We start from the raw sequence: 14038 nt of genomic DNA on the forward strand, positions 1-14038 counted from the left end.
CCAGCGGCCCAGCAGCACCAGCAGGCAGACGGAAATGATCGAGAATATCTGCAGGAGCAACATGATCGACCGAGCGCCTCACTCCATGGACTCATGCCTTTGTGTCGGCGCGCCGAAGGTGGAGTTGAGGGGGCGATTTATATTGCTCGAACCCCGCGAGTTATTGCCATATCTCAACTAATCTTGCGGCATCCAGCCGTCCGTGTCGGTCCACAAGACGGGACACGGGCACGATGTCGGTACGAGTGAGGGTCAATCATGGAAGCCTCAGCCAGTGCTTCGGTGCAGCCACTTCCCACCCTCCTGTTGGTGGACGACGAAGAATCAATTCTGAACAGCCTGCGCCGCCTGCTCCGAGAGCAGCCTTATGACGTGCTGCTGGCCACCAGTGGTGAACAGGCCCTGAAAATCATGGCCGAACGGCCGGTCGATCTGATCGTCAGCGATGCGCGCATGCCGACCATGGACGGCGCGGCGCTGCTGGCGCAGGTCTACAGCCTGTACCCGGACACCACGCGCATCCTGCTGACCGGATACGCCGACCTCGAAACCATCGTCAAAGCCATCAACCAGGGCCATGTGCATCGCTACATCGCCAAGCCCTGGACCGACGAAGAACTGGTGCTGACCCTGCGTCAGTCGCTGGCATTCCAGTTTTCCGAACGCGAAAGACAGCGCCTCGAACAGCTCACGCAACGGCAGAACGATGAGCTGAAAAGCCTCAACGCCACCCTTGAAAAACGCGTGCTGGCGCGCACCGCCGAATTGCAGCAGACCGCCGACATGCTCGATCTGGCCTACGACGAGCTCAAGCACAGCTACGCCACCGGCACCGAGGTGTTCTCGATGCTGGTCAACCAGCGCCTGCCTGCGGACAAGCAGACCAACCGCGACGTCATCGACCTGATCAACGCGTGCAGCAACCACCTCAATCTGGACGAGTCGACGCGCCGCGACCTGTGCATGGCCGCCGCGCTGTACAACATCGGCAAACTGGGCTGGAGCGACGCGCTGATCAACACCCCGTCGGACATGGTCAGCCACGCCGACCGCGACACCTGGCGCAGCTACCCGCAGCAGAGCGAATCGTTGCTCATGACCCTCGAACCGATTCAGGACGCCGCCAGCCTGATCCTGCATCACCAGGAGCGCTGGGACGGCAGCGGCTTTCCGGCGCACCTCAAGGGTGATGCGATTCCCTACGGCGCGCGTTTGCTCAAGCTGGCGGTGGACTTCATCGAACTGCAGCGCGGGCTGATTCTGGAACGGCACCTGAGCAGCGGCGAGGCCTTGCTGTTCATCCGCCGCTACGCCGGCAAGCTCTACGACCCGGGCCTGATCGAGGATTTCGCCGAAGCGTGCGCGGCGTACCTGAACGATGCCGTGCTCAACGACCCGACCGTCAAGGCCGTTACCACCCGCGAACTGGTGCCGGGGATGATTCTGGTGCGCAACCTGAACGCCGATAACGGCATGCTGCTGCTGAATGCGGGCAAGGTGGTCAACGCCGCGCTGATCGAAAAGCTGGCGGCTTTCGAAGCCATCGACAACAAGGCCCACTACAGCATTTTCGTGCGCCTGCCCGAGCATGTACCCGGTTCAGAACCGCCGAAAACCCACTGGACTCAGGTCGGGTGATCTGCCTTGCGATCAAGTGATTGCGGAGTCATCGATCCACAGTGATCGGAACCACAGCCTGTTTTTCCCCGCGTCCTCACTCCCTAGCATGGCTCCACTCATTACGGTGGAGCTTTGCCCATGCACGATTTGCACGTTGTATCGACCCACGGGACAGCCGCGCCTGCGGCGTCTTCCTCATGGCGCGACTGGCTGGCGGTGTATTCCGTCGCCCTGGGCGCGTTTGCTTTCGTCACCTCCGAATACCTGCCGGTGGGCGTTCTGCCGCAGATCGCCGACAGCCTCAATGTGACCGATGGCGTGGCCGGGCTGATGGTCACCGTGCCGGGCATCGTCGCGGCGATATCGGCCCCCGCAATCATGCTGGGTGCCGGGCGCATGAACCGACGGCTTCTGCTGTTGTTGTTGAGCCTGCTGCTGGTGCTGTCGAACCTGATCTGCGCGGCGTCGCCGTCGCTGGCGATCATGCTGCTGGGTCGCGGGCTATTGGGGATCTCCCTCGGCGGTTTCTGGGCCGTGGCGATTGCGGCGGCCGGGCGTCTGGTCAGCGAGTCGAGGGCGGCAAAGGCCACGGCGTTGATCTTCGCCGGCATCACCCTGGCGACGGTGTTCGGGGTGCCGTTCGGTACCTTTGTCAGCACGGCCTTTTCATGGCGCATGTCCTTCGTCGTCACTGCCGGCCTGGGCCTGATAGCCCTTAGTGCACAGGCGTTCACCCTGCCCTCGCTGCCTTCGCGTGAGGGGCTCAACGTCCGCGCGCTGCGGGCGTTTCTGTCGCGGGGCACCGCGCGGCGCAGCATGCTGTTGCTGGGCACCGTGGTCGCTGCGCACTTCACCGCCTACACCTACGTTGCGCCGTTTCTCGGCCAGTACGCCGGTTTCTCACCCAACGCGATCACTGGGGTACTGCTGGGTTTCGGGCTGGTGGGCATGCTGGCCAACTTCGCCATGGCCGGGACCCTCACCACGCACCTGCGCGCTTCGCTGGGCGCCGTGATCGTGCTGATGGTGCTGGCGCAGCTGGCGTTGCCGCATCTGCAAGGCCTCGGCGTGATGCTGGCGGTGCTGGTGTGGGGCGTGGCCTATGGCGCGATCCCGCTGGGTGTCAGCAGCTGGATGCAGTTGACCTCGCCGCAGTTGCCGGAAGCCAGTTCGGCGATGCTGGTGACCATGTTTCAGGTGGCGATCGCGTCGGGCTCGCTGTTCGGCGGGCTGATGGTCGATCACCAGGGCGTGTCGGCGGCGTTGTGGCTGGGCGCGGGGTTGGGGCTCCTGGGCCTGGCGGTGATGCTCAGCTTTGGTGTCGCCCGGGCGCCCATTGCTCAGGCGTTGCATCGCTGAGTCAGCCCTTGAGAATGTTGTCCTTGAAATAGTCGATCAGCACCCGCAGCCGGGGTGTCGTCTGCTTCGACGCAGGCCAGAGCATCCACAGGTTGCCGGTGTGGTCGGTGTAATCCCCGAGCACCACCTTGAGCCTGCCGTCGGCCAACGCCGCGCGGATGGAAAAATCCGGCAGGCAGGCGATGCCTACGCCGTCGATCGCCAGATGGGCCAGCGGGTCCGTGGTCGTGCACGTCAACGCCCGCGAAAGGTTCGGCTGAATGTGCGTGTCGCCGACGCGCAACGGCCAGCGCTCGATCATCCCGGTGGCCGGAAACTTGTGCAGCAGGCAGGTGTGGCGGAACAAATCGTCGGGGTGGGCCGGTTCTCCACAGCGCTCCAGGTACGCCGGCGATGCCACCAGTTGCAGCTGAAAACCGCCGAGCTTGCGCGCGGTCAGTCGCGAATCCTGCGGAGCCCCGGTGCGGATCACTGCGTCAAAACCTTCTTCAATCACGTCCACCATGCGGTCGGACATATCCACTTCCAGCTCGATGTCGGGGTAGGCGCGCATGAACCCGGCCAGCACCGGCATGATCAGCACGTTCTGAATCGGCACGCTGATGCGCACTTTGCCGCGCGGGGTGGCGGACAGTTCAAGCAATTCGAGCTCGGCCGCCTCGACCTCGCTGACGATTCGTTTGCAGCGATCAAGAAACAGCTCGCCTTCGGTGGTCAGGGTGACGCTGCGGGTGCTGCGATGGAACAGCCGCACGCCGAGGCGCTCCTCCATGCGCGCCACGCTCTTGCCCACGGCGGAAGAAGATATCTCCAGCAAACGCCCCGCTGCGGTGAAGCTGCGGGTTTCAGCCACGGTGATGAACGCCGTGATGCCGTTGAGACTGTCCATCATGGGTGATTGGCTCTTGGATAGATGAGGTTGATGCATAAAGGGCTGACGCTGGATGTTTTCCCGCCGGAGTATCGCGGACATGAAGCGGGACTGCTATCGCCGCGAACTGTGTTCTCGGGTGCGCCGCGAATTGTGGGACCGGCTTTAGCCGGGAAGGCGTCGACGGTCACACTGCAGAATTGATGGTGCTCACGCTGGCCTCTTCCCGGCTGAAGCCGGTCCCACTAAAAGCATCGCGTGCGTCCAGTCAGATTGGTTAGGCCCCGATACAAATCCAAGGCACCCAGAGGACTGGCGGTGGAACACCATTGTAGGACCGGCTTTAGCCGGGAAGGCGTCGACGGTCACACTGCAGAATTGATGGTGCTCACGCTGGCCTCTTCCCGGCTGAAGCCGGTCCCACTAAAAGCATCGCGTGCGTCCAGTCAGATTGGTTAGGCCCCGATACAAATCCAAGGCACCCAGGGGACTGGCGGTGGAACACTAATGTAGGACCGGCTTTAGCCGGGAAGGCGTCGACGGTCACACTGCAGAATTGATGGTGCTCACGCTGGCCTGTTCCCGGCTGAAGCCGGTCCTAGCCTGCTTCATGTTCAGCTGCGATTAAGTATGCGGGCGCTAACGTTAAGGGAACGGCCATGAAAGAGCGTGGCCCCGCTCTTTGTAAACGCAGGCCTTTGCGAACACATTCGCGAAATCCCGATAGGTGGACTACCTTGAAATGTACACACCCATTGGAAGCAGAGGGTAATTGCTGCGTGCGTCACTACATATTAATGGAGGACTTAGTGTTGTTTCCGACATAGACGGTGTTGAATCCGACCAAACTTGAATAAACACCTTACTGAACAGATGCTGTCTGCCATTGAAATAACAGCGGCCACACTGTTGATAAACAGGCTCAAATATGAACCCGCACGAACAATTGTCACAACGAGCTGATACGCCCGCGATCATTGACCCTGACAGCAAACCTCCAAGACAGAACGCCTACACTCCACAGACATTATTTTCATATTTGAGCGACTAACCTGCGATTCAATGATCCGCCAGAACATGTTTAACCGGCGCGCCTGATCGGTATATCCGGGGAAGATCACACTGCTCATCAACCATACGCATTTAATAAAAACTGACGATCCGGGCATCACTCTGCTTGCGGTTCGCATTGCCAGACATCGAACTTCACGGGGACGTTCACACTATGAATGAGGCTTTTCTTCCTTTCTCGCGACCGAGCCTCGGCGATGAAGAAGTGGCGGCGGTTACCCGCGTCCTGCGCTCCGGATGGATCACTACTGGGCCCGAATGCCAGCAGCTCGAAGCGCAGTTCGCCGAACGGGTCGGTGCCCGGCACGCGGTGGCGGTTTCCTCCGCGACAGGCGCCATGCACATCGCTTTGCTCGCGTTGGGCGTCGGCCCCGGCGATGAGGTGATCACGCCTTCGCAAACCTGGGTCTCGACGGCCAACATGATCTGCCTGCTGGGGGCAACGCCGGTGTTTGTCGACGTCGACCGCGACACACTGATGACCGACGCCGATTTGATCGAACAGGCCATCACCCCGCGCACCAAAGCCATTGTTCCGGTGCATTACGCTGGCGCCGCCTGTGACCTCGACCCGATTTACGCGCTGGCCGAGCGCCACGGCATCGCTGTCATCGAGGACGCCGCCCACGCAGCCGGCACCGGCTACAAGGGCCAGCCGGTGGGCAGCCGCGGCACGGCGATCTTCTCCTTTCATGCGATCAAGAACATGACCTGCGCAGAAGGCGCGATGTTCGTCACCGATGACGGGAAACTGGCTGATCGGGTGCGCCAGCTGAAATTCCACGGCCTCGGCGTCGATGCCTACGACCGCCTGACCCTGGGCCGCAAGCCCCAGGCCGAAGTCATCGAACCCGGCTTCAAATACAACCTGGCGGACATAAACGCCAGCATCGCCCTTGTGCAATTGCACCGGCTCGATCACATCAACGAGCAACGCCGCCGGCTGGCCAGCCACTACCTGGACCGACTGGCAGACAGCCCGGTCATGCCACTGGCGCAGCCCGCCTACTCGCAGCAGCACGCCTGGCATCTGTTCATTCTGCGCATCGACCCCGAGCGCTGCGGTCTGGACCGCGACGGGTTCATGAAGGCGCTGCAAGAGCACCGCATCGGCACCGGCATTCACTTCATCGCCACCCATCTGCACCGCTATTACCGCCAGCGCTTCCCGGACGTGCACCTGCCGAACACCGAATGGAATTCGGCACGGCTGTGTTCGATTCCGCTGTTCCCGGACATGACCCGCGACGATGTCGAGCGGGTCGTTCGCGCCATTGAATCCATCGTTGGAGCGCGCCGTTGAAAGCCTATCCCGTCCGCTGTGTGTCCATCGTCATCCCGGTCTACAACGAAGCGCAAAGCCTGCCCGAATTGCTGCGCCGCACGGAGGCTGCCTGCGCCCTGCTCGGCCATGCCTTCGAAATCGTGCTGGTCGACGACGGCAGCCGCGATGACTCGGCCGAGCTGCTTCAGGAGGCTGCCGAGCGTGAAGGCAGCAACGTGGTGGCGGTCATTCTCAACCGCAATTACGGCCAGCACGCGGCGATCATGGCCGGCTTCGAGCAGTGCAAGGGCGATGTGGTGATCACCCTGGACGCCGACCTGCAGAACCCGCCCGAAGAAATCCCGCGTCTGGTGCGACTCGCCGAAAAGGGCTACGACGTGGTCGGCACGGTGCGCAACCAGCGGCAGGATTCCGCCTGGCGGCGCTGGCCGTCGAAGCTGATCAATCTTGCGGTTCAGCGTTCCACCGGCGTGGCGATGAACGACTACGGCTGCATGCTGCGCGCATACCGGCGCACCATCGTCGACGCCATGCTCGCCTGCCGGGAGCGCAGCACCTTTATCCCGATTCTGGCCAACAGCTTTGCCCGGCATACCACGGAAATCCTGGTCGAGCACGCCGAGCGCGAGCACGGCGATTCAAAATACAGCCCCATGCGCCTGGTCAACCTGATGTTCGACCTGATCACCTGCATGACCACCACGCCCCTTCGTCTGCTGAGCATCGTCGGTGTCGGCATGGCGGTCCTGGGTGTGCTGTTCGCCCTGGCGCTGGTGGTCCTGCGTCTGATCTTCGGGGCTCCGTGGGCCGGGCACGGCACCTTCGTCCTGTTTGCGGTGCTGTTCGTGTTCACCGGCGGGCAGTTCATCGGCATGGGCCTGCTCGGCGAATACCTCGGCCGCATGTACAGCGACGTGCGCGCACGGCCGCGTTTCTTCATTGAAAAAGTCGTGCGCAGATCCCCCGTAACAGCCCTCGACACCCCCCATTCTGCTGCACCCTCTTCTGCCCCTGCATACGCCAACAAGGTTGCGCCATGAACAAGAAAGCTGTCGTTTTTGCTTACCACGATATTGGCTGCGTCGGCCTGCAAGCCCTGCTCGACGCTGGTTATGAAATCGCAGCAGTGTTCACCCACGCCGACGACCCCAAGGAAAAAACCTTCTTCGGCTCGGTGGCCCAGCTGTGCGCGCAGCACGAGATCGCTGTCCACGCGCCGGAAGACCCCAATCACCCGCTGTGGCTTGAGCGCATCGCCCGGCTTGAACCCGATTTCATCTTCTCCTTCTACTACCGCCAGTTGCTCAGCGAACCGCTGCTGGCCTGTGCGAAAGACGGCGCGTTTAACCTGCACGGTTCGCTGCTGCCCAAATACCGTGGCCGGGCGCCGGCCAACTGGGTGCTGGTGAACGGCGAAAGCGAAACCGGCGTGACCCTGCACCAGATGGTCAAGCGCGCCGACGCAGGGCCCATCGTGGCGCAACAGCGCATCTCCATCAGCCCGAATGAAACGGCCCTGACCCTGCACGGCAAGTTGCGTGACACCGCTGCGGATCTGCTCTCGGAAACCCTGCCATTGCTTGCCCAGGGTCAGTTGTCGGGGACACCGCAGGATGAATCCGCCGCGACCTATTTCGGCCGTCGCACCGCGGCCGACGGTTTGATCGACTGGTCGCTGCCGGCAACTAGGCTGGGCAATCTGGTGCGGGCAGTGACCCAGCCCTACCCCGGCGCTTTCTGCCCGGTGGGTGAGCACAAACTGGTTGTCTGGGCCGCGCGTGCAGAGGCCGGCAACAACGGCGAAGCGCCCGGCACCGTGCTCGGTTGCGAGCCCTTGCGCATCGCCTGCGGCGAAGGCTCGCTGGTGATCAGCGCCGGCCAGCGTGGCGACGACGGTCTGTACCTGAGCGGCGCGCAACTGGCCCGGGAGTTCGGTCTGGTGGAAGGTTCGCGCTTGCAGGGCAAGGACCCGCGACGCCCGGTCCGGCGCACCCGCGTGCTGATCCTGGGGGTCAACGGCTTCATCGGCAATCACCTGTCGGAGCGTTTGCTGCAGGATGACCGCTACGAAATCTACGGCATGGACATCGGCTCGGACGCCATCGAACGCCTGCGCGCCAGACCGAATTTCCACTTCATCGAAGGCGACATCAGCATCCACTCCGAGTGGATCGAGTACCACATCAAGAAGTGCGATGTGGTCCTGCCGCTGGTGGCGATCGCGACGCCCATCGAATACACGCGTAACCCGCTGCGGGTGTTTGAACTGGACTTCGAAGAAAACCTGAAAATCGTCCGCTACTGCGTCAAGTACAACAAGCGCGTGATCTTCCCCTCGACCTCGGAGGTCTACGGCATGTGCCAGGACGCCAGCTTCGACGAAGACACCTCGAATCTGGTGGTCGGCCCGATCAACAAGCAGCGCTGGATTTACTCCGTTTCCAAACAGTTGCTGGACCGGGTGATCTGGGCCTATGGGCAGAAGGGTTTGCAGTTCACCCTGTTTCGCCCGTTCAACTGGATGGGGCCACGGCTGGACCGCCTGGACTCTGCACGCATCGGCAGCTCACGGGCCATCACTCAGCTGATTCTGCACCTGGTGGAAGGCACGCCGATCCGGCTGGTGGACGGCGGCGCGCAGAAACGCTGCTTCACCGATGTTGTCGACGGCATCGAAGCCCTGGCGCGGATCATCGAAAACAAGGGCGGCCACTGCAACGGCCAAATCATCAATATTGGCAACCCCGACAATGAAGCCAGCATTCGTCAGTTGGGCGCCGAGTTGCTGCGTCAGTTCGAAGCCCATCCACTGCGCGATAACTTCCCGCCCTTCGCCGGTTTCCGTGAGGTCGAGAGCCAGTCGTTCTACGGCAAGGGTTATCAGGACGTCAGCCACCGAAAGCCGAGCATCGACAACGCCCAGCGGCTGATCGGCTGGACGCCGACCATCGAACTGAGCGAAACCATCGGCAAGACCCTGGACTTTTTCCTCCGCGAAGCCATGGCCGAGAAGGCGCAACTGACCGTTACCCCCGGCGCACGCGGCTGATGACGGCCGGACTGCGCATCGATGTCGACACCTGGCGCGGCACCCGCGACGGCGTGCCACGACTGCTGGACCTGCTCGACGAAGCGCAGGTCAAGGCGACGTTTTTCTTCAGCGTCGGCCCGGACAACATGGGCCGCCATCTGTGGCGACTGGCGCGCCCGCAGTTCCTCTGGAAAATGCTGCGTTCGCGGGCGGCCAGTCTGTACGGCTGGGACATTCTGCTGGCGGGCACCGCGTGGCCCGGCAAACCCATCGGCCGCGATCTCGGGCCGCTGATGCGCCGGGCCCGGGACGCCGGCCATGAGGTGGGCTTGCACGCCTGGGATCACCACGGCTGGCAGGCCCATGCCGGGCGCTGGAGCGAGGCCGAGCTGACCGGTCAGATCCAGCGCGGCGTTGACGTGTTGAACGATATTCTCGGCCACCCGGTGACCTGCTCCGCGGCCGCCGGCTGGCGCGCCGATGAGCGCGTGGTCCAGGCGAAAGAAGCATTCAATTTCCGCTACAACAGTGACTGCCGGGGCACGTCGATATTCCGGCCGATGCTGGCCGACGGCGCGTTGGGCACGCCGCAGATTCCGGTGGACCTGCCGACCTACGACGAACTGGTGTCGCCACAGCTCGATACACGGACCTTCAACGACGACATCCTTCGGCGCTTCGAAGCCTCCAGGCTGAACGTCTACACCGTTCACGCCGAGGTCGAAGGCATCGTCATGGCCCCGGCTTTTCGTGCGCTATTGAGTGAGGCGAAAACCCGAAGCATTGAGTTTCAAACCCTTGGCGCGCTGCTGCCGGATTCGCTGGATCAGCTGCCTTCGGGCCATCTGGTGCGTGGCGCATTGCGCGGTCGCGAAGGCTGGTTGGGGGTGCAGCGATGATTAAAGCCGAACACCGCAACATCGTCCTGCTGGTGCTGGCCTTTGCCGCGTTTTATCTGCTGCCGTTGGGGTCCCACGGGTTGTGGATTCCCGATGAAACCCGCTACGCCCAGATCAGTCAGGAAATGCTCAACAGCGGTCACTGGGCCGCGCCGCATTTCATGGGCCTGCGCTATTTCGAGAAACCCGCTGCGGGCTATTGGCTGATTGCCGTGGGGCAAGCCATTTTTGGTGAAAACCTGTTTGGCGTACGCATCGTGTCAGCGCTGAGCACCGGTCTGAGCGTGATGCTCGCTTACTGGCTCGCCGCGCGGATGTGGAACGACCCGCGCAAGAGCTTCGCCAGTGCGCTGCTGTTCATGAGCTACGCGTTCATTGCCGGGCAAGCCGGTTACGCCAACCTCGATCCTCAGTTCACCCTGTGGGCCAACCTGACGCTGGTCGGGTTCTGGTGCGCCATTCGCAGCAGCGGCCGTGCTCGACTGGGTGCCTGGGCCGTGATCGGTCTGGCCTGCGGCATCGGCTTCATGACCAAGGGGTTTCTGGCCTGGGCGCTGCCGGTGATGGTCACCCTGCCCTACATGCTCTGGCAGCGGCGCCTCGGCGAGCTGCTTCGCTATGGGCCACTGGCGGTGCTGATCGCCATCCTCGTCAGCCTGCCGTGGGTGCTCACGGTGCATGCCCAGGAACCCGACTTCTGGCGGTTCTTCTTCTGGCATGAGCATGTGCGGCGCTTCGCCGGGGCCGATGCCCAGCACGCCGAACCCTGGTGGTTTTACCTGCCGCTGCTGGTGGTGTCTTGCCTGCCGTGGGCAGCGTTGTTGCCGGTCACGTTCCGCCAGGCCTGGCAGCGCAAGCGTCGCCCTGAAACCGGCTTTCTCCTGATCTGGCTGCTGGTGCCGCTGGCGTTTCTCAGCCTTAGCAACGGCAAGCTGCCGACCTACATTCTGCCGTGCCTGCTGCCGGTGGCGCTGTTGATGGCCGATGCGCTGATCGAGCGGCTCCAGCAGGGTCGGCTCACTGCCTTGCGCATCAACGGCTGGCTGAACGCGGCCGCCGGGCTGATCGGGCTGTTGGCGCTGGTGTACCTGCAACTCAAACAGCCGGTGTACGACCACGAGCCGGTGAACCTGATGCTGGCGATCATCGTGCTGACAGGCTGGTGTGCGAGCAATGCCCTGCAAGGCCTGCGTCCGCTGAAGTATTGGGCTGCGCCGGCACTGGGCAGCTGGTTGCTGGTCGCGCTGTTGCCCGCGGCCCTTCCCTACGACGTCGTGCACAACAAGACCCCCGACCAGTTTGTGCTCGCCCATCAGGCGCAACTGGCGGCCAGCACGCACTTATTGAGCAATGACCTGGGCGCCGCCTCGGCACTGGCCTGGCGACTGAACAGAACCGATGTGTCGTTTTTCAACACTTGGAACGAGCTGGAATATGGCCTGGCGTATCCCGACGCGACAGGACGCGAAGTGACCCTGAAAAGGATCAACACCTGGATGACTAGAGCCCGCAGCGAGGGCCAGGTCGGGGTGGTCATGCGCGGCAGAACCGACGAGGAACTGCGCGAACTCGAGTTGCTGCCCAAGGACGCCGAGCGCTATGACGAAGGCAATCTGATCATCCTCATTTACGCGAAGTCAGCGCCATGACCTGGCTGCTGCTGTTGGCCACCTGCGGGCTGACGTGTATGGGCCAAGTCGCGCAGAAATGCGCGGTGGAGCGCTGGCGCGGCACCTTTCCCGGCGTACTCGCGGCGGCGCGTTCGGTCTGGTTGTGGCTGGCGGTGGGTTGTCTGGGATTGGGCCTTATCGGCTGGCTGCTGGTGTTGCAACGCCTGGAAGTCGGCATCGCCTATCCGATGCTGGGCCTGAACGTGGTGCTGATCACCCTGGCCGGCCGTTTTGTTTTCAAGGAATCCACCGACGCCGTCCATTGGTTGGGCGTCGCGTTGATTCTGGCGGGCGTCGTTTTGTTGGGGCGTCAGGCATGAGCCGGTCGGTTATCAGACGCGGGGCAACGGCGTGGGCGATGGGCAGCGTGCTGCTGGTGAGTTCGGCGCAGTTGGGCATGCGCTGGGGCATGAGTCGTCTGCCCTCGCCCGAGTTGTGGCTGGACCCGGCCGTGTTGGCGCAGCTGGACATCAGCGCGGTGCTGGTGATCGCCGCCGCGATCATTGCCTATGCACTGTCGATGCTCGCCTGGCTACTGGCCCTGCGCGATCTGCCATTGAGCCGCGCCTATTCCCTGCTCAGCGTCAGCTACGTGCTGGTCTATGCGCTGGCCGCGGCGCTGCCATTTTTCCATGAGACGTTCACGGTATCGAAAACTTTGGGCGTCATCCTGATCGTGATGGGCGTGCTGACCATCAACCTTCGGCGCCTTTCCAGCACTCCTCCACAGGGCTTTTGTTCATGAAAATCAGCGTTTTCGGTAGTGGGTATGTCGGGCTGGTGCAAGCCACCGTGCTTGCTGAAGTCGGCCACGACGTGGTCTGCATGGACATCGATCAGGCCAAGGTCGAGCAGTTGCGCCAGGGCCAGGTGCATATTTTCGAACCGGGGCTGGCCGGCCTGGTGCGTGAGAACCTGGAGAACAAGCGATTGCAGTTCACCAGCGACACCCAACTGGCGGTCGAGCACGCCGAGGTGTTGTTCATCGCCGTCGGCACCCCGTCCCGCGAGGACGGCTCGGCGGACCTGAGAGGCTTCTTCGCGGTTGGCGAGGCCATCGCGATGTACCGGGCCGAGCCGCTGATCATCGTTGAAAAGTCCACGGTGCCCGTCGGCAGTGGCGATGCCCTGCGTGCACACATCGACAAAGCCTTGCGCCAGGCCGGGCGCTTGCTTCAGTTCGATATCGTCTCAAACCCGGAATTTCTCAAGGAAGGCTCGGCGGTCAATGACTGCCGGCGCCCGGACCGCATCGTCATCGGCTGCGACAGCGATGCCGTGCGCAAAGTGATGCGCGAGCTGTACGCGCCGTTCAACCGCAACCATGACCGGATCATGTTCATGGACCTGCGCAGCGCCGAGCTGACCAAGTACGCGGCCAACTGCATGCTGGCGACCAAGATCAGCTTCATCAACCAGATCGCCGAACTGGCCGAGCACCTGGGCGCGGACGTTGAGTCGGTCAGACTGGGCATCGGCGCGGATTCACGGATCGGTTACGACTTTATCTACCCCGGCTGCGGTTACGGCGGCTCGTGCTTTGGCAAGGACATCCGCGCGCTGATCCACAGCGCCCGGGAAGCCCATTGCTCCAACGATCTGCTGGCAGTGGTCGAGGCGATCAACGAGCGGCAGAAGAACAAACTGTTCGAGCGGGTCAAGGCGTTCTATGAAGGGGATCTGCGCGGCAAGACGTTTGCGTTGTGGGGCCTGGCGTTCAAGCCGAACACCGATGACATGCGCGACGCGCCGAGCCGGGTGCTGATGGAAGCCTTGTGGGACGCCGGCGCCACGGTGCGCGCGTTCGACCCCGAGGCCATGCAAGAAACACAGCGCCTTTACGGCAACCGCAAGGATTTGATTCTGATGGGCACGCCGGAATCGACGTTGAACGATGCGGACGCGCTGATCATCTGCACCGAGTGGCAACAGTTCAAGGCCCCGGATTTCGAGCTGATCCAGCAACGCCTCGCCGCGCCGGTGATCTTCGACGGCCGCAACCTGTACGACACCGAACGCCTGGCGCAGAGCGGGTTTCACTACTTCCCGATCGGCCGTGGGGAATCCTGCGAACTGCCGATTCCGCAGAAGAAGTGGACGCCGTACAAAAGCGTGGCGGGTGGGGTAATGGTGTAGCAGCCGATAGTGGTGTCCGGCACCGGCCCCATTGAATGCAAGCGATACTTCGTAGTGGGACCGGCTTCAGCCCCACTGAATGCACGCGATGCTTTT

General features: G+C 62.6%; 10 protein-coding genes and 1 pseudogene. 10 read left to right on the top strand and 1 reads right to left on the bottom strand.

From position 1 onward, the window contains the following. The first annotated feature begins 258 nt into the window (after positions 1 to 258). Both EC919_RS00330 and EC919_RS00335 read left to right on the top strand, forming a co-directional pair. A complete protein-coding gene (locus EC919_RS00330; RefSeq protein WP_133770136.1) occupies positions 259 to 1638 on the top strand; it encodes an HD domain-containing phosphohydrolase in 1380 nt (459 codons plus the stop codon). 120 nt (positions 1639 to 1758) lie between these two features. Further along, entirely contained in the window at positions 1759 to 2979 is a 1221-nt protein-coding gene (locus EC919_RS00335; protein ID WP_133770138.1) for an MFS transporter, read from the top strand. A gap of 1 nt (position 2980) precedes the next feature. Here EC919_RS00335 and EC919_RS00340 read toward each other — a convergent pair whose 3' ends face one another. Beyond that, complete coding sequence (locus tag EC919_RS00340; RefSeq protein ID WP_133770875.1) at positions 2981 to 3868, bottom strand: LysR family transcriptional regulator; 888 nt, start codon at positions 3866 to 3868, stop codon at positions 2981 to 2983. A 1207-nt stretch (positions 3869 to 5075) separates the two neighbouring features. Between EC919_RS00340 and arnB the strand changes: the two genes are divergently transcribed. From arnB to EC919_RS00380, 8 genes and pseudogenes are all read left to right on the top strand, one after another. Further along, positions 5076 to 6224 carry a UDP-4-amino-4-deoxy-L-arabinose aminotransferase gene (gene arnB, locus EC919_RS00345; RefSeq protein WP_133770140.1) on the top strand — a complete coding sequence of 383 codons (1149 nt, stop codon included), beginning with the start codon at positions 5076 to 5078 and terminating at the stop codon, positions 6222 to 6224. Then, positions 6221 to 7246: an undecaprenyl-phosphate 4-deoxy-4-formamido-L-arabinose transferase gene (gene arnC / locus EC919_RS00350; protein WP_133770142.1), complete on the top strand. Its 1026-nt coding sequence runs from the start codon at positions 6221 to 6223 to the stop codon at positions 7244 to 7246. Before arnB ends, arnC begins: the two co-directional genes overlap by 4 nt. Then, complete coding sequence (gene arnA / locus EC919_RS00355; RefSeq protein WP_133770144.1) at positions 7243 to 9255, top strand: bifunctional UDP-4-amino-4-deoxy-L-arabinose formyltransferase/UDP-glucuronic acid oxidase ArnA; 2013 nt, start codon at positions 7243 to 7245, stop codon at positions 9253 to 9255. Before arnC ends, arnA begins: the two co-directional genes overlap by 4 nt. Continuing rightward, positions 9255 to 10136 (top strand): 4-deoxy-4-formamido-L-arabinose-phosphoundecaprenol deformylase, encoded by an 882-nt coding sequence (arnD, locus tag EC919_RS00360; protein ID WP_133770146.1) that lies wholly within the window; start codon positions 9255 to 9257, stop codon positions 10134 to 10136. The genes arnA and arnD overlap by 1 nt, the downstream gene beginning before the upstream one ends. Further along, positions 10133 to 11785: a lipid IV(A) 4-amino-4-deoxy-L-arabinosyltransferase gene (arnT, locus tag EC919_RS00365; RefSeq protein ID WP_133770148.1), complete on the top strand. Its 1653-nt coding sequence runs from the start codon at positions 10133 to 10135 to the stop codon at positions 11783 to 11785. The genes arnD and arnT overlap by 4 nt, the downstream gene beginning before the upstream one ends. Next, positions 11782 to 12126 carry an EamA family transporter gene (locus EC919_RS00370; RefSeq protein ID WP_133770150.1) on the top strand — a complete coding sequence of 115 codons (345 nt, stop codon included), beginning with the start codon at positions 11782 to 11784 and terminating at the stop codon, positions 12124 to 12126. Before arnT ends, EC919_RS00370 begins: the two co-directional genes overlap by 4 nt. Before the next feature lie 38 nt (positions 12127 to 12164). Further along, positions 12165 to 12570 (top strand): annotated as a pseudogene (gene arnF, locus EC919_RS00375) (4-amino-4-deoxy-L-arabinose-phosphoundecaprenol flippase subunit ArnF). Then, on the top strand, positions 12548 to 13942 hold the full coding sequence (locus tag EC919_RS00380; RefSeq protein WP_133770152.1) for a UDP-glucose dehydrogenase family protein: 1395 nt from the start codon (positions 12548 to 12550) through the stop codon (positions 13940 to 13942). Before arnF ends, EC919_RS00380 begins: the two are co-directional and overlap by 23 nt. The last annotated feature ends 96 nt before the right edge of the window (positions 13943 to 14038 follow it).

The sequence above is a fragment of the Pseudomonas graminis genome (assembly GCF_004364335.1).
In the GTDB taxonomy this organism is placed as follows: Bacteria; Pseudomonadota; Gammaproteobacteria; order Pseudomonadales; family Pseudomonadaceae; genus Aquipseudomonas; species Aquipseudomonas graminis_D.